The sequence below is a fragment of the Streptomyces sp. NPDC036764 genome (assembly GCF_055609385.1).
The window spans coordinates 111,971-134,974 of record NZ_JBVJPT010000014.1; the positions used below are offsets into that span (position 1 = coordinate 111,971).

The 23,004-nt window shown below is 71.0% G+C and carries 21 protein-coding genes and 1 tRNA gene; 17 read left to right on the forward strand and 5 right to left on the reverse strand.

All coding sequences use genetic code 11. From position 1 onward, the window contains the following. Nucleotides 1-33: 33 nt before the first annotated feature. Nucleotides 34-2,598 (reverse strand): SCO7613 C-terminal domain-containing membrane protein, encoded by a 2,565-nt coding sequence (locus ACZ69Q_RS36250; protein WP_471050527.1) that lies wholly within the window; start codon nucleotides 2,596-2,598, stop codon nucleotides 34-36. Between the two features lie 100 nt (nucleotides 2,599-2,698). Here ACZ69Q_RS36250 and ACZ69Q_RS36255 point away from each other — a divergent pair, with 100 nt between their 5' ends. Both ACZ69Q_RS36255 and ACZ69Q_RS36260 read left to right on the forward strand, forming a co-directional pair. Continuing rightward, complete coding sequence (locus ACZ69Q_RS36255; protein WP_471050530.1) at nucleotides 2,699-3,157, forward strand: SRPBCC family protein; 459 nt, start codon at nucleotides 2,699-2,701, stop codon at nucleotides 3,155-3,157. Between the two features lie 39 nt (nucleotides 3,158-3,196). Then, a tRNA-Val gene (locus ACZ69Q_RS36260) sits at nucleotides 3,197-3,268 on the forward strand. A gap of 64 nt (nucleotides 3,269-3,332) precedes the next feature. Here the strand turns inward: ACZ69Q_RS36260 and ACZ69Q_RS36265 are convergent. Then, nucleotides 3,333-4,058 carry an exonuclease domain-containing protein gene (locus tag ACZ69Q_RS36265; RefSeq protein WP_471050533.1) on the reverse strand — a complete coding sequence of 242 codons (726 nt, stop codon included), beginning with the start codon at nucleotides 4,056-4,058 and terminating at the stop codon, nucleotides 3,333-3,335. A gap of 168 nt (nucleotides 4,059-4,226) precedes the next feature. On the opposite strand from ACZ69Q_RS36265, the gene ACZ69Q_RS36270 reads away from it, so the two are divergent. The 3 genes from ACZ69Q_RS36270 to thrS all read left to right on the forward strand — a co-directional run bounded on the left by ACZ69Q_RS36270 (nucleotide 4,227) and on the right by thrS (nucleotide 8,187). Continuing rightward, nucleotides 4,227-4,850 carry a DUF4365 domain-containing protein gene (locus tag ACZ69Q_RS36270; protein WP_471050536.1) on the forward strand — a complete coding sequence of 208 codons (624 nt, stop codon included), beginning with the start codon at nucleotides 4,227-4,229 and terminating at the stop codon, nucleotides 4,848-4,850. Further along, on the forward strand, nucleotides 4,847-6,076 hold the full coding sequence (locus ACZ69Q_RS36275) for a hypothetical protein (RefSeq protein WP_471050538.1): 1,230 nt from the start codon (nucleotides 4,847-4,849) through the stop codon (nucleotides 6,074-6,076). Before ACZ69Q_RS36270 ends, ACZ69Q_RS36275 begins: the two co-directional genes overlap by 4 nt. 134 nt (nucleotides 6,077-6,210) lie before the next feature. Next, entirely contained in the window at nucleotides 6,211-8,187 is a 1,977-nt protein-coding gene (thrS, locus tag ACZ69Q_RS36280) for a threonine--tRNA ligase (RefSeq protein ID WP_471050540.1), read from the forward strand. Between the two features lie 35 nt (nucleotides 8,188-8,222). Here the strand turns inward: thrS and ACZ69Q_RS36285 are convergent, their stop codons facing one another. Beyond that, a complete protein-coding gene (locus ACZ69Q_RS36285; protein ID WP_471050542.1) occupies nucleotides 8,223-8,882 on the reverse strand; it encodes a potassium channel family protein in 660 nt (219 codons plus the stop codon). Nucleotides 8,883-8,960: 78 nt separating this feature from the next. Between ACZ69Q_RS36285 and ACZ69Q_RS36290 the strand changes: the two genes are divergently transcribed. After that, nucleotides 8,961-9,509, forward strand: a complete 549-nt coding sequence (locus tag ACZ69Q_RS36290) for an HIT family protein (protein ID WP_393515347.1) — start codon at nucleotides 8,961-8,963, stop codon at nucleotides 9,507-9,509. A gap of 46 nt (nucleotides 9,510-9,555) precedes the next feature. On the opposite strand, the gene ACZ69Q_RS36295 is transcribed toward ACZ69Q_RS36290, so the two are convergent. Together ACZ69Q_RS36295 and ACZ69Q_RS36300 are read right to left on the reverse strand one after the other, a co-directional pair. Then, the gene (locus ACZ69Q_RS36295) at nucleotides 9,556-11,217 is read right to left on the reverse strand and encodes a hypothetical protein (RefSeq protein WP_471050546.1); all 1,662 of its coding nucleotides are present in this window, start codon (nucleotides 11,215-11,217) and stop codon (nucleotides 9,556-9,558) included. A 182-nt stretch (nucleotides 11,218-11,399) separates the two neighbouring features. Continuing rightward, nucleotides 11,400-13,595: an elongation factor G-like protein EF-G2 gene (locus ACZ69Q_RS36300; RefSeq protein WP_471050549.1), complete on the reverse strand. Its 2,196-nt coding sequence runs from the start codon at nucleotides 13,593-13,595 to the stop codon at nucleotides 11,400-11,402. 278 nt (nucleotides 13,596-13,873) lie between these two features. Here ACZ69Q_RS36300 and pgsA point away from each other — a divergent pair, with 278 nt between their 5' ends. From pgsA to yajC, 11 genes are all read left to right on the forward strand, one after another. Continuing rightward, on the forward strand, nucleotides 13,874-14,560 hold the full coding sequence (gene pgsA / locus ACZ69Q_RS36305) for a phosphatidylinositol phosphate synthase (RefSeq protein ID WP_471050551.1): 687 nt from the start codon (nucleotides 13,874-13,876) through the stop codon (nucleotides 14,558-14,560). Then, nucleotides 14,557-15,492, forward strand: a complete 936-nt coding sequence (locus ACZ69Q_RS36310; protein ID WP_471050553.1) for a phosphatidylinositol mannoside acyltransferase — start codon at nucleotides 14,557-14,559, stop codon at nucleotides 15,490-15,492. The genes pgsA and ACZ69Q_RS36310 overlap by 4 nt, the downstream gene beginning before the upstream one ends. Then, nucleotides 15,489-16,664 carry a glycosyltransferase family 4 protein gene (locus tag ACZ69Q_RS36315; RefSeq protein WP_471050556.1) on the forward strand — a complete coding sequence of 392 codons (1,176 nt, stop codon included), beginning with the start codon at nucleotides 15,489-15,491 and terminating at the stop codon, nucleotides 16,662-16,664. The genes ACZ69Q_RS36310 and ACZ69Q_RS36315 overlap by 4 nt, the downstream gene beginning before the upstream one ends. An 88-nt stretch (nucleotides 16,665-16,752) precedes the next feature. Continuing rightward, nucleotides 16,753-17,295 (forward strand): hypothetical protein, encoded by a 543-nt coding sequence (locus ACZ69Q_RS36320; RefSeq protein WP_471050558.1) that lies wholly within the window; start codon nucleotides 16,753-16,755, stop codon nucleotides 17,293-17,295. 126 nt (nucleotides 17,296-17,421) lie between these two features. Next, on the forward strand, nucleotides 17,422-18,327 hold the full coding sequence (pdxS, locus tag ACZ69Q_RS36325) for a pyridoxal 5'-phosphate synthase lyase subunit PdxS (RefSeq protein WP_471050560.1): 906 nt from the start codon (nucleotides 17,422-17,424) through the stop codon (nucleotides 18,325-18,327). A 12-nt stretch (nucleotides 18,328-18,339) separates the two neighbouring features. Beyond that, nucleotides 18,340-18,948 (forward strand): pyridoxal 5'-phosphate synthase glutaminase subunit PdxT, encoded by a 609-nt coding sequence (gene pdxT / locus ACZ69Q_RS36330; protein ID WP_471050562.1) that lies wholly within the window; start codon nucleotides 18,340-18,342, stop codon nucleotides 18,946-18,948. 49 nt (nucleotides 18,949-18,997) lie between these two features. After that, entirely contained in the window at nucleotides 18,998-19,750 is a 753-nt protein-coding gene (locus tag ACZ69Q_RS36335) for a YebC/PmpR family DNA-binding transcriptional regulator (RefSeq protein ID WP_383607867.1), read from the forward strand. Nucleotides 19,751-19,951: 201 nt separating this feature from the next. Further along, nucleotides 19,952-20,494 (forward strand): crossover junction endodeoxyribonuclease RuvC, encoded by a 543-nt coding sequence (gene ruvC, locus ACZ69Q_RS36340; protein WP_471050564.1) that lies wholly within the window; start codon nucleotides 19,952-19,954, stop codon nucleotides 20,492-20,494. Further along, complete coding sequence (gene ruvA, locus ACZ69Q_RS36345; protein WP_471050566.1) at nucleotides 20,491-21,096, forward strand: Holliday junction branch migration protein RuvA; 606 nt, start codon at nucleotides 20,491-20,493, stop codon at nucleotides 21,094-21,096. Before ruvC ends, ruvA begins: the two co-directional genes overlap by 4 nt. A gap of 94 nt (nucleotides 21,097-21,190) precedes the next feature. After that, nucleotides 21,191-22,261, forward strand: coding sequence for a Holliday junction branch migration DNA helicase RuvB (gene ruvB, locus ACZ69Q_RS36350; RefSeq protein WP_471050569.1), 1,071 nt, complete (start codon nucleotides 21,191-21,193; stop codon nucleotides 22,259-22,261). Nucleotides 22,262-22,436: 175 nt separating this feature from the next. Then, the gene (gene yajC / locus ACZ69Q_RS36355; protein ID WP_471050571.1) at nucleotides 22,437-22,937 is read left to right on the forward strand and encodes a preprotein translocase subunit YajC; all 501 of its coding nucleotides are present in this window, start codon (nucleotides 22,437-22,439) and stop codon (nucleotides 22,935-22,937) included. Nucleotides 22,938-23,004: the final 67 nt, after the last annotated feature.

The window sequence follows — 23,004 nt, forward strand, 5'->3', positions numbered from 1 at the left end:
CGCGCAGTTCCCCGCGCCCCTTGGGGCGGCGTTTCAGTGCATGCCGCCCAGGAAGTCCCGCATCTTTCGGGCGTCCCTGAGGCGTTGCTCGTACGTCGCTCCGATGGCCAGCAGGAGGAGGCCGGCCAAGGCGGGCGGTACCCAGCGGGGGAGCGCGTCCGTCACCTGGACGATGTACGGGGCGAGTTCGTGCAGTGCGTCCAGTGCGAGCACGGTGCCGCCGAGCAGCAGCGGTGCCTTGAGGTGATGCCGGGCGCCCAGCAGGGTGACCGCCAGGGCGGCCAGGCCCAGCAGCAGGGGGCGCGTCCACTGAGGATCGCCCCAGGCCGCGAGGAGGCTCGGCACGAGGGTGGCGGCGAGTCCGGGGCCATACGCCGTCCAGGACGAGGTCTGCGGATCGCGTCGCCTGTGCAGGGCGCCGAGGAGCAGCGCCGGGACGGTGACCGGCAGGGTGTACGCCTCGGGCGTCCCGACGTCCCAGGCCGCCAGGCGCACCCACGTGGCCAGTACGAACAGTGCGGCGGAGGCGTAGGCCACGGACCGGCGTTCCGGGCGGATCGCCGTACCGGCGGTGATCACACCGCACAGCGCCAGGACCAGGGCCAGCATCGGCAGGTCGGCCGGCGCCGCGGCCAGTGCGACGGCGAGCAGCGCGGCGAGCGCGCCCGGCACCTCGACCGCAACCGTCGCCCGCGCGTCATCGAGCCGTGCCGCGAGCAGGGCCGCCGCCACCGGGACCGCAAGGACCAGCACGGCGACGTACTGCGGCTGCCAGCCGGCCGCGGCACCCGCCGCACAGGCGAGTCCGGCGGCGTACACGAGCCCGGCCGGGGCCGTGACCGGAGCGAGGTGCGCCTTCCAGGAGGCCGCCGCGAAGAGCACCGTCAGCGTGGCGAGCACGGTGAGGGTCGCGGCCTCGGTGGTGAGCGAGAGGAAGGCGAGGGGGAGGGAGGTGAGGAGGGCGAGGACGGTGGCGGTCGCGGAAGGGGTGGGGAAGGTGATTGCGGTGGCCGTGGCGGGTGCATCCGCGGAGGCCGCTGTGGGTTCCTTGGAGGTGGCCGACGGCTCCTCTGCGGGTGCTTGCCCGGAGGCCGCCGCGGGTTCCTCGGCGAGGTGCGCTGTGAGTTCCTCCGTGGCGGCCGCCGACGGCTCCTCCTCCGTCTCCGGCTGCTCGGACGGCCGTATCCACGCGGCTGCCGCGAGCGAGGCGGCCGTCGTGCTCGCGAGGGCCACCAGGCCCACGGCGTAAGGGACTTCGAGCACTGCGGGGAGGACCAGCGCCGTCGCCCAGCCCAGCACCAGCGCGCCCGTCAGGGCCCGCGTCCGCCACGTGGCGTCGCGCGCCGCGAGGAGCAGGACGGCGGCGACGATCGCCATGACGACAGGCACCGTCCCGGCGTCGGCCGGCCACGGAGCGTCGACCGCCACCGCCTGCCGCACATCACCGGGCGCCCCGGACCACACCTGCTCCACCCAGGCGACCGGACCCAGCAGCGCGAGCGCCACCATCGGCAGCGTCCAGAGCAGGGCGAGTCCCTGTACGGCGGCGGAGGCCCGGGTGAGCCCGTCGCGCAGCGCCTGCGGCAGCCGGTCCGCCCGGACCGCCGCCAACAGGGCGATCCCGCACGCCAGATACACCGGAACCGTCCACGCCTCCGGCAGCACGGGGCGGGCGGTGCCGCCGAGCGCGGCGACCGTGAGGAGGCCGGCGGCGACGGAGAGGCCGAGTGCCTGCTTCGCGGCGACCTGCTGCCACGCCACCGTGACCGCGATGCCCGCGGCCAAGAGGAGGAGCGCCGCCGCACGGGCGGCGGCGCTCGGGCCGGTGGCCGTCCAGGACAGCCAACCGGCGGCCCACACGCCCCACGCGCCCATGCCGTACGCACCGACCATCGCGGTGATCCGTACGGACCCGGCGGGCACCCGGAGCGCCACACCCGCGTCGAACCCGGCCGTCACCAGCACGGCGGCGGTGACCCCGAACAGGCTCGCGTCCGCCGCCACCGCCCACAGGACGAGCGGGAGTTGGGCGGCCAGCAGCGCGGCGGGCAGGGGCAGACGCAGCTCGGAGGTGCGCGGCAGCAGGCCGTACGCCGTCCACAGGGTCGCCAGCACCGCCGAAGCGGCCGCGAGGTAGCCCGTGGGGTCCACGTCGGTCAGCCCGACCTCGTGCAGCGCGTAGGCGTCGAGCAAGGTCAGCGCGAGCCCGAGGCCCGCCACCGACTCGGCCGTCGACCGCAGCCCGTGCTTCAGCAGCGGCACCGGCGCGGCGAGCACCGCCACCGTGACCCCGCCGAGCACCAGGGCCCGCCCGGCGATCCCCATGTGCCCCCAGCTCACCAGCGTGAAGGCCATCGCGGCGATCGTCAGCAGGACACCACCGAGCACCAGCAGGACGTTCTGCACCCGGGACGCCGAGGCCTCGGGGCGATGCGGTGCGAAGGGTGCGGGAGCCGGAGCGGACTGGGGGGCCGCCGCTTGCAGGGCGGTGACCAGCCAGGCCCGGCGGTGCAGCAACTGGGCCCGATGGGCGTCCAGTCGGCGCAGCTCGAGGTCGAGGAGCCGCAACTCCTCGGCCGGGGGCGGAAAGTGCGTCATGCCTGGAGTGTGGTCCGCGTCACGCCGGAGGGCATGAGTGCACGTACTCAGAACGTACTCAGATACGACGGAAACCCGCCGGTGCGGGCAGACTCGCCCCATGGACTGGAGCCACTACCGCTTCCGCAGCCTGTGGGCCCTGCCCGCGCCGCCCGCCGCCGTCTACGACGCCCTCGAGCAGGCCGAGGACTACCCCCGCTGGTGGCGCCAGGTGCGCGAGGTGAACCGGATCGACGACACCAGCGGCGTGATCACGATCCGCTCCGTCCTGCCGTACGCCATCGTCTTCACCGCACGCGAGGTGCACCGGGACCGCGCGGCCGGTGTGCTGGAGATCGCGCTGAGCGGGGACATCGACGGCTGGGCACGCTGGACCGTCACCGCGCGCGGCGGCGGGAGCCTGGCTCGCTACGAGCAGGTCGTCGATGTGAGCAAGCCGCTGCTGCGGCGGCTCGCGGTACCCGGGCGGCCCGTCTTCCGTGCCAACCACTGGCTGATGATGCGCTCCGGGCGGCGCGGGCTGACGGGATACCTGGCCGGTGGTCATCAAGCGGTTTGAAGGAAACGCGCGGGGACCTGTATTGTTCAGTGCGTTCCCGGGCGATTAGCTCAGTGGGAGAGCGCTTCGTTCACACCGAAGAGGTCACTGGTTCGAACCCAGTATCGCCCACCGGGAAGAGGCCGGTCCGCCGTGGCGGACCGGCTTTTTTCGTGTTGTGGCGGACCGTCCTTCCTCATGCCGCCGCCGGCAGGTCCGGGCGCAGTGGCCACGCCGGGTCCACCGACTCCTCGTTGCCGCTGCGTGCGAACCACGCCTGGAGGCCGCGTGCCTGTGCCGCGTGCCACACCGCCTGGAGCGTGTGCAGTTCCGCGGGGGACAGCCGCTCCAACCGGGCCGCGAAACGCCGGCCCACGGCCCGTACCACCTCCAGCGAGGCCAGTGCGTCGGCCGCCGCCTCGTGCGCGCCGTCCAGTGTGACCTCGTAGTGCGCGCACAGGTCCGTCAGGGTGCGACGGCCCTTGCGGTAGCGGTCCAGATGTTTGTCCAGGACACGCGGGTCGAGCACCAGCATGGGCGTCGCCTCGAACCAGCGGTCCAGGGACGACGCACGATGGCGACGCAACTCGCGGTCCAGCAGTGTCAGATCGAACGGGGCGTTCATCACCACGATCGGCCGGTTCACCGCGGCCTGCGCCGCCAGTTCCTCGGCTATCTCCTGCATCACCGGCGCCGGCCAGCGGCCGTTGCGCTGAAGATGCTCATCCGTCAGTCCGTGCACCGCCGTCGCCGCCTCCGGCACCGGCACGCCCGGGTTCACCAGCCACCGGGTCACCCGCGGCCGGGCGCCCGGGGCGTCCTGGACGACGACGGCCGCCGAGACGATCCGGTCGGTCTCGACGTCCACGCCTGTTGTCTCCGTGTCGAATGCCGCCAGCGGGCCCTCATACCAGCACGCCATACCTACACAACCCCTCGTTCACCCACGGCAGATGACGTACCGTCTTCTGCCCGTTTGGTGATACCCGGGCCGTTTGCGGCGTACGCCGGGAGGACACAACAGGAGTGCGGGTCTTTGCAGTTCAGCGACCCGGTACGGGGATTCACCTTGCGTGGAAGGCTGTTGGTCATGGCGATTGCGCAGCCCGAGCGGGGCGGGCTGCTGCCCGAACGTACGGGCCCCCATCGCGGTTCACTCGCCACTACCGCCTGCATGGAGACGCTGCAGGTGGGCTATCTGCACGCCGTCGCGGCGGCGTCCGGATGCTCGCTGTCCCAGCCATTTCCGGACAACGGCATCGACTGGCACGTCAGCCACAGCGCGCCCGGTCACACGGTCGACGACGAGGTCACCATCAAGGTGCAGCTCAAGGCCACCTATCAGCTCGCACCCAACCCGCCCGCCCGTCTCCCACCACCACCCTCAACGGAGGGGGCTGCGCCCCCGCCCCTCCAGACGCGCCGCTTCTTCTCCTTCACGCTCGACAACGACCATCTGGCGAAGCTCGCCCGCACCCCGGTCTCGGTGCACAAGATCCTGGTCGTGATGATCGTCCCGCGGTCGCAGGAGCAGTGGCTGCGCGCCGGCCACGACCGGCTCGACCTGCGGCACTGCTGCTACTGGGTCAACCTGGCCGGACACCCGATCACCGGGCGGCGCCGCACCACCGTGCGGATACCGACCTCACGCATCTTCGACGACCGGGCGCTCTGCGAGATCATGACGCGGGTCGGGACGGGAGGCAAACCATGACGCATCGCCCCCTGGAGGAGCCGGTACGACCAGCGAGGCCGCACCCGGTCGACGCGTCCTGGGAGCGTCCCCCCGAGCCCGGCGAGGTCGACCCCGCCGTCCTCAGCGCCCTGCTGCACCGGCACGGCTGGCAGCGGCGCGGGGGAGCGGCGGGGCGCTACGGCCGCTGGACCCCGCCCGGACCCGGCGGCAACGGCACCAGCCTGCTCGTCCCCGAGTCCCGCGCCTTCCCCGACAGCGACGATCTGCTCGGCGAGGCGCTCGTCGCCCTGACCCGCAGCGGCACGCCCTCCGCGCGCGAGGTGCTGGTGGGGCTCGCTGTGCCCAGCGACGAGGTGCGCTGGTGGCGGGACGCGCCGAGCGGGCCGGCCGGAGCCGCGCCCTGGACGGTGGACGAGGAACTGCGCACCGCCGCCCGCCAGATGCTGCTCGCCGCCGCGCTCGCCACACGCGCGCGTGCCGGCTACTACGGCGCCCGGCACCGCCGCTCGGCCGCCGCGATGCTGGAGAGCGTCCTTGTCGGCTCCGGCGCCGGCGGCCACCATCTGGCCGCCTTCGTGCCGGTCGGCGCGGGGCGCCCGCTCGCCGTCCGCCTCCACCAGGCCCTGTACGCCGCCCGCGAGGCCATCGACTACCAGCGGGCCACCGGCGGCATGGACGCCTTCGACGGGGCCGTCGAGGCGGGCGTCAGCCGAGAGCTCACGGAAGCACTGGTGATGCTGGTGCGCGGCACCGAGGGCGCGCGCATCGCCGTCGACTGGTCGCCCGCCGCCGGGGTGCCCGCGGACTGCGCGGCCGGAGTCGAGGCCGTCGAGTTCTCGCCGGGCGACCTGCCCGTGCTGCGCGAGGCCGGGGCCCGCTATCTGCGCGAGGAGCCGTCCGTACCGGTCAGGATCACGGGCGCGGTCGTCCGTATGCGCCGGTCGGGACCGCGCGGGGAGGGCACGGTACGGCTGCGCGTCATCGCCGGCGCCGAGATTCCGCACGTCCGGCTGACCCTGGACGAGGACGCGTACCGGATAGCGGGCCACGCGCACCTCGTCGGTCTCCCCGTCCGCGTGCACGGACGCCTGGAGAGCCGCGGCGGCTTCCGCAAGATGACCGACGCCTCCGGGGTCGTACCGGTCCAGGTGGACGAGGCCGAGCGGGACCGGCTGATGAAGTCGCTCCAGGAGGATCTCGACTTCTTCGAGGAGGCGTGCGGCGGGGAGGACGCCGAGGACTGAAGGGGCCGGGGGACCGGGGATCCGCTGGGGCCGGAGGTGACCGTTTCGCGGTCGGCCGTCCGAGGTCGGTACGATCGCGTAATGCGCGCGCTCCTGGTATGGCGCCGTATTCCACCTTCAGTCAGGAGAGACCGGTGTCAGACGTCCGTGTGATCATCCAACGCGATTCCGAGCGGGAAGAACGCGTGGTGACGACGGGCACTACGGCCGCCGACCTCTTCGCCGGCGAGCGCTCGATCATCGCCGCGCGCGTGGGCGGCGAGCTCAAGGACCTGTCGTACGTGCTCGCCGACGGCGAGGAGGTCGAGGGCGTTGAGATCTCCTCCGAGGACGGCCTGAACATCCTCCGCCACTCCACCGCGCACGTGATGGCGCAGGCCGTGCAGGAGCTGTTCCCCGAGGCCAAGCTGGGCATCGGCCCGCCCGTCAAGGACGGCTTCTACTACGACTTCGACGTCGAGAAGCCGTTCACGCCCGAGGATCTCAAGGCCATCGAGAAGAAGATGCAGGAGATCCAGAAGCGCGGGCAGAAGTTCGCCCGCCGCGTCGTCACCGACGAGGCCGCCCGCGAGGAGCTCGCCGCCGAGCCCTACAAGCTGGAGCTGATCGGCCTCAAGGGCTCCGCGTCCTCCGACGACGGAGCGGACGTCGAGGTCGGCGCCGGTGAGCTGACGATCTACGACAACCTCGACGCGAAGACCGGCGACCTGTGCTGGAAGGACCTCTGCCGCGGTCCCCACCTGCCGTCGACCCGCGCGATCCCGGCGTTCAAGCTGATGCGCAACGCGGCCGCCTACTGGCGCGGCAGCGAGAAGAACCCGATGCTCCAGCGCATCTACGGCACCGCCTGGCCGTCCAAGGACGAGCTGAAGGCGTACCTCGACTTCCTCGCCGAGGCCGAGAAGCGCGACCACCGCAAGCTGGGCAACGAACTCGACCTGTTCTCCATCCCGGAGCAGATCGGCTCCGGCCTCGCCGTCTTCCACCCCAAGGGCGGCATCATCCGCCGGGTCATGGAGGACTACTCGCGCCGCCGCCACGAGGAAGAGGGCTACGAGTTCGTCTACACCCCGCACGCGACGAAGGGGAAGCTCTTCGAGACGTCCGGGCACCTGGACTGGTACGCCGAGGGCATGTACCCGCCCATGCAGCTCGACGAGGGCGTGGACTACTACCTCAAGCCCATGAACTGCCCGATGCACAACCTGATCTTCGACGCGCGCGGCCGCTCCTACCGTGAACTGCCGCTGCGCCTCTTCGAGTTCGGGACCGTGTACCGGTACGAGAAGTCGGGCGTCGTGCACGGTCTGACGCGCGCGCGTGGCTTCACGCAGGACGACGCGCACATCTACTGCACGCGTGAGCAGATGTCGGAGGAGCTCGACAAGACGCTCACCTTCGTCCTCGGCCTGCTGCGGGACTACGGCCTGACCGACTTCTACCTGGAGCTCTCCACCAAGGACCCGGAGAAGTTCGTCGGCTCCGACGAGGTCTGGGAGGAGGCCACGGAGACGCTGCGCCAGGTCGCCGAGAAGCAGGGCCTGCCCCTGGTCCCGGACCCGGGCGGCGCCGCCTTCTACGGGCCGAAGATCTCCGTCCAGACCAAGGACGCCATCGGCCGGACCTGGCAGATGTCGACCATCCAGCTCGACTTCAACCTGCCGGAGCGCTTCGACCTGGAGTACACCTCCGCGGACGGCTCCAAGCAGCGCCCGGTCATGATCCACCGCGCGCTGTTCGGTTCCATCGAGCGGTTCTTCGCGGTGCTCCTGGAGCACTACGCGGGCGCCTTCCCGGCGTGGCTGGCCCCCGTCCAGGCGATCGGCATCCCGATCGGCGACGGGCACGTGGACTACCTGGAGAAGTTCGCCGCGGCCGCCAAGAAGAAGGGCCTGCGCGTCGAGGTCGACTCCTCCTCGGACCGTATGCAGAAGAAGATCCGCAACGCCCAGAAGCAGAAGGTGCCCTTCATGGTCATCGCGGGCGACGAGGACATGGCCAACAACGCCGTCTCCTTCCGCTACCGCGACGGCTCGCAGGAGAACGGCATCCCGTTCGACGAGGCCATCGCGAAGATCGCGCAGGTCGTCGAGGAGCGGGCGCAGATCTGATCCCGCCCTGCACGATCACGAGGCCCCCGGCAGGCTCAGCCCTCCGGGGGCTTCGTGTCGCTCTCGCGGGAGAAGATCTGCAGCAGCCAGGAGGAGAACGAGCCCGTCACCGCGCCGAGCAGGGCCAGCCCGCCGGCCATCATCGCCGTCGCGATGGCCCGGCCGCCCGTGGTCACCGGTGTGATGTCGCCGTAGCCGACCGTGCTGATGGTCTCGGCGGCCCACCACACCGCGTCCCCGAACGTCCGCATGGTGGCACCGGGCGCGCCGCGTTCCTGCTGGTAGACCGCGAGGGAACCGGCGAAACCGAGCAGCAGGGTCGACAGGCTCGCGTAGGCGATCACGCGAGCGTGCAGGGAGAGCCGGGGCTCCCCCTGCCGGTGCTGGATGGCGTCGTAGAGCGGCACGATCCGCAGCGGTCGCAACAGCGGCAGGATGACCACGACCGTGTGCAGGAAGTGCGTCCTGGTGAAGCGCAGGAAGCGCCCTCCGACCAGCCGCCAGCGCACCACGTAGTCCACGGCGAACAGCAGCCACAGTGCGAGCATCGTGTACAGGCACACGTCCTTCCAGAAGGACGGCATGCTCACCGCGAGCACTCGGGCGGCATAAGCGGCCAGGAAGACCAGCGATGCCAGGAACAGCGGGATCTCGGTGCGCTGCTCCCAGCGGGCGGAAGGGCTGTCGTCGTCCACCGGCCCAGCTTGGCCGGTGCGGGCCCTCCCGTCGCCCCGGCGACACGCCGCGAACGGACGAAGCAATATGCTGCACGCATGACGAGTGAGCCGGAGCAGCAGTGGGGAGTGGGGATCCAGGACGCGTTCCAGCGCCTGTGGACACCCCATCGGATGGCCTACATCCAGGGTGAGAACAAGCCGACCGGTCCCGGTGCCGACGACGGCTGCCCCTTCTGCTCCATCCCGGCCAAGTCCGACGAGGACGGCCTGGTCGTCAAGCGCGGGGAGCAGGTGTACGCGGTCCTCAACCTGTACCCCTACAACGGCGGCCACCTGATGGTCGTCCCCTACCGCCACGTCGCCGACTACACCGACCTCACCGAGCCGGAGACCAGCGAGCTCGCCGCGCTGACCAAGCAGGCGATGACGGCCCTGCGCACGGCCTCGGGCGCCCACGGCTTCAACATCGGCATGAACCAGGGCACGGTCGCCGGCGCCGGCATCGCGGCCCATCTGCACCAGCACATCGTCCCGCGCTGGGGCGGCGACACGAACTTCATGCCGGTCGTGGGGCACACACGGGTGCTGCCGCAGCTCTTGGCGGACACGAGGAAGATGCTGGCGGAGGTCTGGCCGACGGCTTAGGCCGAGCAGGCTGTACGGGGTGCCCTCGAAACCGAGGGCACCACCGTCATGCGTCGTAGAGGTCCGCTTTCCGCGGCGACGGATCCTGCACCGCGGTGCTCAGGAACGACGAACGTGCACCGAACTTCTCGGTGTCCACGCCGTTCTCACCCAGAACCTTGATCGCCGCGGCGTGCACCACCCGCAGCACCGGTGTGGCGGCGCGCAGCGCGTCGTCCGCCATGAACCGGTGCCGCCACGGCTGGTCCGCCCACGCGTGCCGCAGCCCGAACGGCTCGGGCAGCCCGATCGTCCCGCCGAGCCAGTTCAGCAGCGGCGGATACCAGGAGATCGGGGCACGCACCGCCAGCCGTACCACCTCGTCGGTGTTGACCAGCGGAAGCTTCACCTTGCGGGTCTCCCACGGCTTGAACGACTTGGTGACCTCCTTGGTCGGTGCCTCGGGCTTCTCCTGGAACAGCCCGTTCACCGGACCGAGGGCGTGCCCGGTCACCTCGATGCGCAGCGTCTCGTGCAGCACGGTCACCGTGATCAGCATGGTGATGATCAACTGGCCGTCCCACAGCGTCCACTGGACGCCCAGATAGTGCCGGTCGCCGCTGCCGAACTGCTGCTTGTTGCAGATGTCCTGGATGGCGTGCGTCTTGACCTGGTACGCCTCGACGTCCGTGCCCTCCGGCCGGGACACACTCTTCGCGCCCTCGGCGATCGGCGTGACGACCCAGTGCCGTATCGAAGGCTTCGGAAAACCACCGGTGTTCAGCGGGCCGCGCTCCAGCATGCGCAGTTGGTCGTGGATCGCCCGGATGACGTCCCAGCTCCGGAAGGGGTGGATCTCGCGGGTGGGGTCGGCGGCCACCAGGTCCTCGGCGAGCTGCCAGCTTCCCCAGCGCGTGCCCATGCCGAGTATCCCCTTGGGGCCCGCGTAGAACACGGAGTTGGACTGCTGCTCGGCGCTGAGCTTGGCGAGGGACTGGCGCAGTTGCTCGGCCTGGGTCTCGGTGGGGCTGGTCGGCACCGCCTCCGGCACCTTCGCGCCCACGCTGCTGCCGGCCAGCAGGCTGTCCCAGCGCTCCCGCAGGTCCCTCGCGGTGCGCTCGCAGACCTGCTTGGCCCAGAACCAGCCGACGACCGGCATGAGGACGCAGGCCCGGGCATACCAGGCCCAGAAGCCGGTGAACGGCATCCGGAGCAGGAAGAGCACGGCGAACGCGCCCGCCGCGACGAGCAGCACGGAGGCGAGCGCGCCGCCCCGCTTGGCGTCCCGCTTGACGATGGTGGTGCGCAGCGTGAAGACCAGCAGCCACAGCAGGAGCCCGGGCAGGAACAGCACGCCGCAGACGACCATGATGGCGCTCAGCATCCGGTCGCGGGCCTTGCGGATGTTGTTGGCGGCCAGGGCGTGCTCGACCACGACCTGCGGCTCGGTGCCGAAGGACTGGATCAGGGGCTTGCGGTCGCTGCCGAGCATGCGGTCGACCACGGCCCTCGAGTAGGCCTCACCCAGGTTGGGCCGGAAGATCTTCGCCCACTTGCGGCCGGCCTTGACGTCGGTCTTGTGCCATTCGTTGTCGGCCTTCTTGATGTCCTCGTACAGGTTGTCCCGGTAGGCCGCCGAGGCCAGCGCGAACGTCGCCGTCTGCCCCTCGCCGGCCGTGCGAGGCACCTGCGGACCGAAGATGTCCGCGTAACCGCTCTCAACGGTCATTCCCGCCCCCAGTCGCCGCACTGTCGCTTCTGCGGCCTTCCCGACTTCCGTACTGCGCACACCTGTTGATCAATGATCAGAGTATCCCCCGCCACCGACAACCGTCGGCGGACGGCCGAAGCCGCCCGCCGACGCGGAGGGGAGCGTTCCGCATGGTCACTCGGTGCTGCCGGCGCCAACTGCTAGGCGTCGCGCGACTCTTCACGGATCCTTTCGGCGATCTGCTGCGGCATCGGCTCGTGCCGCGCGTAGGAACGGTTGAAACGGGCGGTGCCGTGCGACAGCGACCGCAGGTCGACGGAGTACCGGCCGATCTCGATCTCGGGCACCTCGGCCTTGATGAGCGTGCGGCTGCCGCTGGTCTGCTCGGTGCCGAGCACACGGCCGCGCCGCCCGGACAGGTCGCTCATCACGGCGCCCACGTACTCGTCGCCGACGAGTACGGACACCTCGGCCACCGGCTCCAGCAGATGGATCTTCGCGTCCGCCGCCGCCTCCCGCAGCGCCAGCGCGCCCGCCGTCTGGAACGCGGCGTCGGAGGAGTCCACCGAGTGCGCCTTGCCGTCCAGCAGCGTGACCCGGATGTCGACGAGCGGATGGCCGGCCGCGACACCCCTTGCCGCCTGGGCCCGGATGCCCTTCTCCACCGACGGGATGAACTGCCGGGGCACCGCGCCGCCGACCACCTTGTCCACGAACTCGATGCCCGAGCCGCCGGGCAGCGGCTCCACCTCGATCTCACAGATCGCGTACTGCCCGTGGCCGCCGGACTGCTTCACGTGCCGGCCGCGGCCCGCCGACCTGTCGGCGAACGTCTCGCGCAGGGAGACCTTGTGCGGCACGAGGTCGACCTGCACGCCGTAACGGCTGCGCAGCCGCTCCAGGGCGACGTCCGCGTGCGCCTCGCCCAGGCACCACAGCACCACCTGGTGGGTGGACTGGTTCTGCTCAAGACGCATGGTCGGATCCTCGGCGACCAGCCGGGACAGGCCCTGCGACAGCTTGTCCTCGTCCGCCTTGCTGTGCGCCTGGATGGCCAGCGGCAGTAGCGGATCCGGCATCTGCCAGGGCTCCATCAGCAGCGGGTCGTCCTTTGCCGACAGGGTGTCGCCGGTCTCCGCGCGGCTCAGCTTCGCCACACACGCCAGGTCACCGGCGATGGCATGGCTGAGCTGGCGCTGCTGCTTGCCGAAGGGCGCCGAGAGGGCGCCGATCCGCTCGTCGACGTCGTGGTCCTCGTGCCCGCGGTCCTCCAGGCCGTGCCCGGAGACGTGCACCGTCTCGTCGGGGCGCAGGGTGCCGGAGAAGACGCGGACCAGCGAGACCCGGCCGACGTACGGGTCGGACGCGGTCTTCACGACCTCCGCGACCAGCGGCCCGTTCGGATCGCACAGCTTCAGCTCGCGCGGCTTGCCGTCCACCGTGGTCACCCGGGGCGCCTCGCGCTCCAGCGGCGTCGGGAAGCCCCGCGTGATCAGCTCCAGCACCTCGACCGTGCCGAGGCCCTGCCGGGCACCGTCGGCGGCCGGGGCGGCGGCCAGGACCGGGAAGAACGTGCCGCGCGCGACAGCCCGCTCCAGGTCCTCGATGAGCGTCCTGACGTCGATCTGCTCGCCGCCGAGGTAGCGGTCCATGAGGGTCTCGTCCTCGCTCTCGGCGATGATCCCCTCGATCAGCCGGTTGCGGGCCTCGTCGATCTCGGGCAACTGGTCCTCGCCCGGCTCGGACTCCTTGCGTTCGCCTGAGGAGTACTCGAACAGCTTCTGCGACAGCAGCCCGATCAGACCGGTCACGGGCGCGTGCCCGTCGGGACCCTGCGGGCCGTGCAGCGGCAGATACAGCGGGAGCACCGCGTCGGGGTCGTCGCCGCCGAAGGCCTCCGCGCAGATCCGCGTCATCTCCTCGTAGTCGGCCCGCGCGGCCTCCAGGTGCGTGACGACGATCGCGCGCGGCATGCCGACGGCCGCGCACTCCTCCCACACCATGCGGGTCGAGCCGTCCACGCCGTCGGAGGCGGAGACGACGAAAAGGGCCGCGTCCGCGGCTCGCAGACCGGCCCTGAGTTCCCCGACGAAGTCGGCGTATCCGGGGGTGTCCAGAAGGTTGACCTTGATGCCGTCCCAGTCGACCGGCACCAGGGAGAGCTGTACCGAGCGTTGCTGCCGGTGCTCGATCTCGTCGTAGTCCGAGACCGTGCCGCCGTCCTCGACGCGGCCCGCCCGGTTCACCGCCCCCGCCGTGAGCGCGAGGGCTTCCACCAATGTGGTCTTGCCCGATCCGGAGTGGCCGACCAGCACCACATTCCGTACGGACGCGGGTTGGTCGGCCGCTGTAGCCCTGCCGGCGGCCCCGGGATGTGCGTTCGCCTTGTCGCCCATGATCCTGCCTCCCGTGCACGGTGAGGTCACTGTGGGCGCGGACATACGGATCCGCGTGCGATGGCGGCTCCGATGACGCCCGCGGTCCTTCGAGCTTTCCACTCCCGTCACGGTGCGTCCATACGGCGGACGCGATCCTGCCATCCGGGACCGGTGGACCCGTGCCGCTCGCGGCCTGTACGAGTGCCCGGCGGTCGCACGCACGCACGCGTGGCTACGATGGGCCAGCCGGTGGCCAGCAGGGGCCGCACGGCGCCACACCGACCCTCGGGAAGGCCATGCTGAACAAGTACGCGCGTGCATTCTTCACGCGTGTCCTCACACCGTTCGCCGCGTTTCTGATCCGGCGGGGCGTCAGCCCCGACACCGTCACGCTCATCGGCACGGCCGGCGTGGTCGCGGGCGCGCTGGTCTTCTACCCCATGGGCGAGTTCTTCTGGGGCACGGTCGTGATCACGCTCTTCGTGTTCTCCGACCTCGTCGACGGCAACATGGCCCGGCAGCTCGGCCGCTCCAGCCGCTGGGGCGCCTTCCTGGACTCCACGCTCGACCGGGTCGCCGACGCCGCGATCTTCGGCGGTTTCATCCTCTGGTACGCCGGTGACGGCGACGCCCTCGTCCTGTGCGCCGTCTCGATCTTCTGCCTGGCCAGCGGTCAGGTGGTGTCGTACACCAAGGCGCGGGGCGAGTCGATCGGCCTGCCGGTCGCCGTCAACGGCCTGGTCGAGCGCGCCGAGCGGCTGGTGATCTCGCTGGTCGCGGCCGGTTTCGCGGGCCTGCACAAGTTCGGCGTTCCCGGCATCCAGTACCTGCTGCCCGTCGCCCTGTGGATCGTCGCCGTCGGTAGTCTGGTGACGCTGATCCAGCGCGTCGTCACGGTCCGCCGCGAGTCGGCGGAGGCCGAGGCGGCGGCCGCGCAGGAGAAGCCGCAGAACGCCTCCCACGGGAGCGAGGCAGCAAAGTGAGTGCTCAGGAGCGGCTCACCGACGCGCTGTACGGACTCGGCTGGGGCACCGTCAAGAAGCTCCCCGAGCCCGTCGCCGTACGGCTCGGCCGCACCATCGCCGACCTGGCCTGGAAGCAGCGCGGCAAGGGCGTCCAGCGGCTGGAGAGCAACTACGCGCGCGTGGTGCCCGACGCGAGCCCGGAGCGCCTGGCCGAGCTCTCGCGCGCGGGCATGCGGTCGTACCTGCGCTACTGGATGGAGTCCTTCCGGCTGCCTTCCTGGAGTCCCGAGCGCATCAAGAACGGTTTCGACCCCAAGGACGTCCACTATCTGACCGACGGCCTGGCCTCCGACCAGGGCGTCATCCTCGCCCTGCCGCACCTGGCCAACTGGGACCTCGCGGGCGCCTGGGTCACCACCAAACTTCAGACGCCGTTCACGACGGTCGCCGAACGCCTCAAGCCCGAGACGCTCTACGACCGCTTCGTCGCCTACCGTGAGGGCCTCGGCATGGAGGTCCTGCCGCACAGCGGCGGGACCGCCTTCGGCACGCTGGCCCGCAGGTTGCGCGACGGCGGCCTGGTCTGCCTGGTCGCCGAGCGCGACCTGTCCGCATCCGGTGTCGAGGTGGACTTCTTCGGCGCCACGGCCCGCATGCCCGCAGGCCCCGCCCTCCTGGCCCAGCAGACCGGGGCGCTCCTGCTCCCCGTCACGCTCTGGTACGACGACTCACCCGTCATGCAGGGCAGGATCCACCCCCCGGTCGAGGTACCCGAGTCAGGTACCCGGGCCGAGAAGACGTCTGTGATGACACAGGCGCTGGCCGATGCCTTCGCCTCGGGGATCGCCGAACATCCGGAGGACTGGCACATGCTCCAGCGTTTGTGGCTCGCCGACCTGGAACCACGGCCATCCGCCGCCGCCGACGGCCGGGATGGGGAACGTCCGTGAGGATCGGCATCGTCTGCCCCTACTCCTGGGACGTCCCGGGTGGCGTCCAGTTCCACATCCGCGACCTCGCCGAGTACTTCATCCGGCTCGGCCACGAGGTGTCCGTCCTGGCCCCCGCCGACGACGACACCCCGCTCCCGCCCTACGTCGTCTCCGCGGGCCGCGCCGTCCCGGTGCCGTACAACGGCTCGGTCGCGCGCCTGAACTTCGGTTTCCTCTCGGCGGCCCGGGTGCGCCGCTGGCTGCACGACGGCCGGTTCGACGTCATCCACATCCACGAGCCGACGTCACCGTCGCTGGGTCTGCTGACCTGCTGGGCGGCGCAGGGCCCGATCGTGGCGACCTTCCACACCTCCAACCCGCGCTCCCGGGCCATGATCGCCGCGTACGCCATCCTCCAGGCGGCCCTGGAGAAGATCAGCGCCCGGATCGCGGTGAGCGAGTACGCCCGCCGCACCCTGGTGGAACACCTCGGCGGCGACGCGGTCGTCATCCCCAACGGCGTCGACGTGGACTTCTTCGCCAAGGCCGAGCCCAACCCCGCGTGGCAGGGCGACACCATCGGCTTCATGGGCCGCATCGACGAGCCCCGCAAGGGCCTGCCGGTCCTGATGCGCGCCCTGCCGAGGATCCTCGCCGCGCGCCCGCAGACCAGGCTCCTGGTGGCGGGCCGGGGCGACGAGGAGGAAGCGGTGGAGTCGCTGCCGAGCGAGCTGCGCTCCCGCGTCGAGTTCCTCGGCATGGTCAGCGACGAGGACAAGGCCCGCTTCCTGCGCAGCGTCGACCTCTACGTCGCCCCCAACACCGGCGGCGAGAGCTTCGGGATCATCCTGGTCGAGGCGTTGTCGGCCGGCGCCCCGGTCCTCGCCTCCGACCTCGACGCCTTCGCCCAGGTCCTCGACCAGGGTGCGGCCGGCGAACTCTTCGCCAACGAGGACGCGGACGCCCTCGCCGAGGCCGCCGTACGTCTCATGGAGGACCCGGTCCGCCGGGCCGAGCTCCGCGAGCGCGGCAGCTCGCACGTCCGCCGCTTCGACTGGTCGACCGTCGGCGCGGACATCCTGTCCGTGTACGAGACGGTGACCGCGGGCGCGGCGGCGGTGGCGGCGGACGACCGCACCGGAGGCGGCGGGAGCGGGCTGCGGGCCCGATTGGGGCTGGCTCGGGACTGACCGCTGCGGCGCCGGGTGACCTGGCGGTCCGCGGCATGGGCGGACCGCGCGGTTCGCCCGGCTGGGCACCCCCGTAGGCTTTCCGCCCGTGACCGCAACTCTCATCTGGATCCTCGTCGCCCTGGTGGCGATCGGCCTCTACCTGAGCTGGACCGCGGGGCGCCTCGACCGGCTGCACGCCAGGATCGACGCGGCGCGCGCCGCGCTCGACGCGCAGTTGCTGCGCCGCGCCTCCGTGGCCCAGGAACTGGCCACCTCCGGCGTCCTCGATCCGGCCGCCTCGATCGTCCTCTACGAGGCCGCGCACGCCGCCCGGCAGGCCGAGGAGGAACAGCGGGAGGTCGCTGAGAGCGAGCTGAGCCAGGCGCTGCGGGCCGTGTTCGCCGAACCCCAGCAGGTGGAGGGCGTACGGGAGGCCCCCGGAGGCGAGGAAGCGGCCCGTGAGCTGACCGAGGCGGTGCGCCGGGTACCGATGGCCCGGCGGTTCCACAACGACTCCGTACGGGCGGCCAGGGCGCTGCGCCGGCACCGCAAGGTCCGCTGGTTCCGGCTGGCCGGACACGCGCCGTTCCCGATGGCCTTCGAGATGGACGACGAGCCGCCCACGGCACTCGTCGAGCGGGCCGCCTGACCGGCCCGTACGCCGCCAGAGCCGGGAAAACGATCCACCGGCTTGTCATTGGCCCTTGCTGTGGCCTGGTCCGTTCCCGTTTCCTCGGTGCTTGCAGTAACCCTCTTTCACCGTGCGAGGTCACCCGTGTCCAACTCCGAAAACCAGACTCCCGAGATCGGTACCGCCCGTGTGAAGCGCGGCATGGCCGAGCAGCTCAAGGGTGGCGTGATCATGGATGTCGTCACGCCGGAGCAGGCGAAGATCGCCGAGGACGCGGGCGCCGTCGCCGTCATGGCCCTGGAGCGGGTCCCCGCCGACATCCGCAAGGACGGCGGCGTGGCCCGGATGTCGGACCCGGACATGATCGAGGGCATCATCGACGCCGTCTCGATCCCGGTCATGGCCAAGTCCCGCATCGGCCACTTCGTCGAGGCCCAGGTCCTTCAGTCCCTCGGCGTCGACTACATCGACGAGTCCGAGGTCCTCACCCCGGCCGACGAGGTCAACCACTCCGACAAGTGGGCGTTCACGACCCCCTTCGTCTGCGGTGCCACCAACCTGGGCGAGGCCCTGCGCCGGATCGCCGAGGGCGCGGCCATGATCCGCTCCAAGGGCGAGGCCGGTACCGGCAACGTCGTCGAGGCCGTCCGCCACCTGCGCCAGATCAAGAACGAGATCGCCAAGCTGCGCGGCTTCGACAACAACGAGCTGTACGCCGCCGCCAAGGAGCTGCGCGCCCCGTACGAGATCGTCAAGGAGGTCGCCGAGCTCGGCAAGCTGCCGGTCGTGCTGTTCTCCGCCGGCGGTGTCGCCACCCCGGCCGACGCCGCGCTGATGCGCCAGCTCGGCGCCGAGGGCGTCTTCGTCGGCTCCGGCATCTTCAAGTCCGGCGACCCGGCCAAGCGCGCCGCCGCCATCGTGAAGGCCACCACCTTCTACGACGACCCGAAGATCATCGCGGACGCGTCCCGCAACCTCGGCGAGGCCATGGTCGGCATCAACTGCGACACCCTCCCCGAGACCGAGCGCTACGCCAACCGCGGCTGGTAAGGCACTGCATTCATGAGCGACACCCCCGTGATAGGCGTCCTGGCCCTCCAGGGCGACGTACGGGAGCACCTCATCGCCCTGGCCGCGGCAGACGTCGTGGCCAGGCCGGTGCGGCGCCCCGAGGAACTCGCCGAGGTCGACGGTCTCGTCATCCCCGGCGGCGAGTCCACCACCATCTCCAAGCTGGCCGTCCTGTTCGGCGTGATGGAGCCGCTGCGCGCACGCGTGCGTGCCGGGCTGCCCGTCTACGGCACCTGCGCGGGCATGATCATGCTCGCCGACAAGATCCTCGACCCGCGCTCGGGTCAGGAGACGATCGGCGGCATCGACATGATCGTGCGCCGCAACGCCTTCGGACGGCAGAACGAGTCCTTCGAAGCGGCGGTCGACGTGAAGGGCGTGCCGGGGGATCCTGTGGAGGGCGTCTTCATCCGCGCCCCCTGGGTCGAGTCCGTGGGCGCCGAGGCCGAGGTGCTCGCCGAGCACGACGGCCACATCGTCGCGGTCCGCCAAGGCAACGCGCTGGCCACGTCGTTCCATCCGGAACTGACCGGCGACCACCGCGTGCACTCCCTGTTCGTCGACATGGTGCGCGCCAAGCGGGCAGCGGAGTCCTTGTAGGATCTCTGGCGTTCGTTGTTTGGATGGGTTACGCGAAGGAGACAGGCAGATGTCCGGCCACTCTAAATGGGCTACGACGAAGCACAAGAAGGCCGTGATCGACGCCAAGCGCGGCAAGCTCTTCGCGAAGCTGATCAAGAACATCGAGGTCGCGGCCCGCATGGGCGGCGTTGACATCGAGGGCAACCCGACTCTCTACGACGCCATCCAGAAGGCGAAGAAGCAGTCGGTCCCGAACAAGAACATCGACTCCGCGGTCAAGCGCGGTGGCGGTCTCGAAGCCGGTGGCGCCGACTACGAGACGATCATGTACGAGGGCTACGGCCCGAACGGCGTCGCCGTGCTCATCGAGTGCCTCACCGACAACCGCAACCGCGCCGCCTCCGACGTCCGCGTCGCCATGACCCGCAACGGCGGCAACATGGCCGACCCGGGCTCGGTGTCGTACATGTTCAGCCGCAAGGGCGTCGTCATCGTCCCCAAGGGCGAGCTCAGCGAGGACGACGTCCTCGGCGCCGTCCTGGACGCCGGCGCCGAGGAGGTCAACGACCTCGGTGAGTCCTTCGAGGTCATCAGCGAGGCCACCGACCTGGTCGCGGTCCGCACCGCCCTCCAGGAGGCCGGCATCGACTACGACTCCGCCGACTCCAGCTTCGTGCCGTCCGTCCAGGTCGAGCTGGACGAGGAGGGCGCCAAGAAGATCTTCAAGCTGATCGACGCGCTCGAGGACAGCGACGACGTGCAGAACGTCTTCGCCAACTTCGACGTCAGCGACGAGATCATGGAGAAGGTCGACGCCTGACGCTGCCGCGAGCCGAGCGTTTCCGGCGGGCCGGTGGGACACATCCCACCGGCCCGCCGCTGTTGTCGGTGGCAGCGGATAGCCTGGCGAGAGTCAAAGATCGCCGTCCAAGGTCCGCAACCATCGATTGAGGCACCGACGGCGCTCAACCAGTTCCGCGAGAGCGGCGGCGGCTCGGCCGCAAAGAGGGGAGGGGCGCGGGTGCGCGTACTGGGGGTGGACCCGGGGCTGACGCGATGCGGTGTCGGCGTGGTCGAGGGCGTAGCCGGACGTCCGCTCGCCATGCTCGGCGTCGGTGTCGTCCGTACGCCCGCGGACGCGGAGTTGGGCCACCGCCTCGTCGCCATCGAACAGGGCCTGGAGCAGTGGCTGGACGAGCACCGGCCCGAAGTCGTCGCGGTGGAGCGGGTGTTCAGCCAGCACAACGTCCGTACGGTGATGGGCACCGCCCAGGCCAGCGCCGTCGCCATGCTCTGCGCCGCCCGCCGCGGCATCCCCGTCGCCCTGCACACCCCCAGCGAGGTCAAGGCCGCCGTCACCGGCTCGGGCCGGGCCGACAAGGCCCAGGTCGGCTCCATGGTCACCCGGGTGCTGCGGCTCAGCGCCCCGCCCAAGCCGGCCGACGCCGCCGACGCCCTCGCACTGGCCATCTGCCACATCTGGCGCGCCCCCGCGCAGAACCGACTTCAGCAGGCCGTCGCCCTGCACACCGCCAAGGCTCCTTCGAAAGGCCGACTCGCATGATCGCGTTCGTCAGCGGCCCGGTCGCCGCCCTCGCCCCCGACTCCGCGGTGGTGGAGGTGGGCGGGATCGGCATCGCCGTCCAGTGCACGCCGAACACCCTCTCCGGCCTGCGGATGGGCCAGCAGACCAAGCTGGCCACCTCCCTCGTCGTCCGTGAGGACTCGCTCACCCTGTACGGCTTCGCCGACGACGACGAGCGCCAGACCTTCGAGCTGCTCCAGACCGCGAGCGGCGTCGGCCCGCGCCTGGCCCAGGCCATGCTGGCGGTGCACTCGCCCGACGCCCTGCGCAGAGCGGTGACCACCGCCGACGAGAAGGCGCTCACCGCCGTCCCCGGCATCGGCAAGAAGGGCGCCCAGAAGCTGCTCCTGGAACTGAAGGACCGCCTGGGCGAGCCCATCGGAGCGCCCGCCGTCGGGGCCCCCGTCACCCAGGGCTGGCGCGACCAACTGCACGCGGCACTGATCGGCCTGGGGTACGCGACCCGCGAGGCCGACGAGGCGGTCACCGCCGTGACGCCGCAGGCCGAAGCGGCCGGGGGCACGCCGCAGGTGGGGCAGTTGCTGAAGGCCGCCCTGCAGACCCTGAACAGAGCGCGCTGACCGGGCGGCGTCCTGGAACGGCCCGAAGGCGCCGCTTCGCAGGACACCCCGACCCTCGTACGACCCATCCGACCGCGACCCCGAGGCACACTCCATGAACTGGGACGACACCACCGACACCCCCGCCCCCGAGCGGCTCGTCGGTTCGTCCGCCGACCGTGAGGACCAGGCCGTCGAGGCCGCGCTGCGCCCGAAGGACCTGGGCGAGTTCATCGGCCAGGAGAAGGTCCGCGAACAGCTCGACCTGGTGCTGCGCGCCGCACGCGCGCGAGGTGCCACCGCCGACCACGTGCTGCTCTCCGGCGCCCCCGGCCTGGGCAAGACCACCCTCTCGATGATCATCGCGGCCGAGATGGGCGCCCCCATCCGCATCACCAGCGGCCCCGCCATCCAGCACGCCGGCGACCTCGCCGCGATCCTCTCCTCCCTCCAGGAGGGCGAGGTCCTCTTCCTCGACGAGATCCACCGCATGTCCCGGCCCGCCGAGGAGATGCTGTACATGGCGATGGAGGACTTCCGCGTCGACGTGATCGTCGGCAAGGGGCCCGGCGCCACCGCCATCCCGCTGGAGCTGCCCCCGTTCACCCTGGTCGGAGCCACCACCCGGGCCGGTCTGCTGCCGCCGCCGCTGCGTGACCGCTTCGGCTTCACCGCGCACATGGAGTTCTACGAGCCCGCCGAGCTGGAGCGCGTCATCCACCGCTCGGCGAACCTCCTCGACGTCGAGATCGAGGCCGACGGCGCCGCCGAGATCGCCGGCCGCTCCCGCGGCACCCCCCGTATCGCCAACCGCCTGCTGCGCCGCGTCCGTGACTATGCCCAGGTCAAGGCGGACGGGATCATCACCAGGGACATCGCCGGGGCCGCCCTCGCCGTGTACGAGGTCGACGCCCGTGGCCTGGACCGGCTGGACCGCGGTGTCCTGGAGGCCCTGCTCAAGCTGTTCGGCGGCGGCCCCGTCGGGCTGTCCACGCTCGCGGTCGCGGTGGGGGAGGAGCGTGAGACCGTGGAAGAGGTCGCCGAACCCTTCCTCGTACGGGAGGGCCTGCTCGCCCGAACCCCGCGCGGACGCGTCGCGACGCCCGCCGCATGGGCGCATCTCGGCCTCACCCCGCCCCGCTCGTCGGCTACGGGAAACGGACAACAGGACCTCTTCGGGGCGTGATGGGGTGGTCACGGCGAGCTTGGTGGCCGCAGCAGGAACCCCGGTGCCATGCTGAGCGTTGTTCCATGCGCGGAGACTCGCTTAGACTCCGCCGATGCCGCCGTTGTCGGCGGCGCACAATCCCCCAACAATCAGGCCGCTCACTATCGCGGTCGTGTGAAGGAAGTTCCGACCCGTGAGTCTCGTGACCCTCCTCCCGTTCATCGTGCTCATCGGGGCCATGTTCCTGATGACCCGGTCGGCCAAGAAGAAGCAGCAGCAGGCCGCCGACATGCGGAACCAGATGCAGCCCGGATCCGGTGTCCGCACCATCGGGGGCATGTACGGCACCGTCAAGGAGGTCAGCGACGACACCGTCCTCCTTGACGCCGGCCCGGGCGTGGAGCTTCTCTTCGCCAAGAACGCGATCGGTGCCGTCCTCTCCGATGACGAGTACAACCGCATCGTGCACGGCATCGAGCACGACCTGAAGTCCGACGTCGTCCCGGACGACGCCTCCTCCCTCACCGAGACCGACGAGCCCGCCGCTGCCGCCGCCTCCGACGAGAAGTCCGTCGACCTCGGTAAGAAGGACGAGAACGACGAGGCCGAGGAGCCGTCCGACGCCTCCGTCGCCGCCGAGGCGAAGGCCGACGACGAGCCGAAGAAGACCGACGGCGAGTCCGACGCGAAGTAGCCATGTTCCGGGGCGCGCGGGCCACGCCTGCGCGCCCCCGGGCATGCCGACTTCGCACGGGATCCCG

Excerpts from the sequence above, each read along its gene's own strand:
- ACZ69Q_RS36335 (WP_383607867.1), top strand. The coding sequence starts at position 18,998 with ATGTCCGGCCACTCTAAATGGGCTACGACGAAGCACAAGAAGGCCGTG.
- ACZ69Q_RS36300 (WP_471050549.1), bottom strand. The coding sequence starts at position 13,595 with ATGGGCGACAAGGCGAACGCACATCCCGGGGCCGCCGGCAGGGCTACA.
- ACZ69Q_RS36250 (WP_471050527.1), bottom strand. The coding sequence starts at position 2,598 with ATGACGCACTTTCCGCCCCCGGCCGAGGAGTTGCGGCTCCTCGACCTC.
- ACZ69Q_RS36265 (WP_471050533.1), bottom strand. The coding sequence starts at position 4,058 with ATGGCGTGCTGGTATGAGGGCCCGCTGGCGGCATTCGACACGGAGACA.
- pdxT (WP_471050562.1), top strand. The coding sequence starts at position 18,340 with ATGAGCGACACCCCCGTGATAGGCGTCCTGGCCCTCCAGGGCGACGTA.
- ACZ69Q_RS36255 (WP_471050530.1), top strand. The coding sequence starts at position 2,699 with ATGGACTGGAGCCACTACCGCTTCCGCAGCCTGTGGGCCCTGCCCGCG.
- ruvA (WP_471050566.1), top strand. The coding sequence starts at position 20,491 with ATGATCGCGTTCGTCAGCGGCCCGGTCGCCGCCCTCGCCCCCGACTCC.
- ACZ69Q_RS36275 (WP_471050538.1), top strand. The coding sequence starts at position 4,847 with ATGACGCATCGCCCCCTGGAGGAGCCGGTACGACCAGCGAGGCCGCAC.
- ACZ69Q_RS36270 (WP_471050536.1), top strand. The coding sequence starts at position 4,227 with ATGGCGATTGCGCAGCCCGAGCGGGGCGGGCTGCTGCCCGAACGTACG.
- ACZ69Q_RS36290 (WP_393515347.1), top strand. The coding sequence starts at position 8,961 with ATGACGAGTGAGCCGGAGCAGCAGTGGGGAGTGGGGATCCAGGACGCG.
- ACZ69Q_RS36295 (WP_471050546.1), bottom strand. The coding sequence starts at position 11,217 with ATGACCGTTGAGAGCGGTTACGCGGACATCTTCGGTCCGCAGGTGCCT.
- ruvB (WP_471050569.1), top strand. The coding sequence starts at position 21,191 with ATGAACTGGGACGACACCACCGACACCCCCGCCCCCGAGCGGCTCGTC.
- pgsA (WP_471050551.1), top strand. The coding sequence starts at position 13,874 with ATGCTGAACAAGTACGCGCGTGCATTCTTCACGCGTGTCCTCACACCG.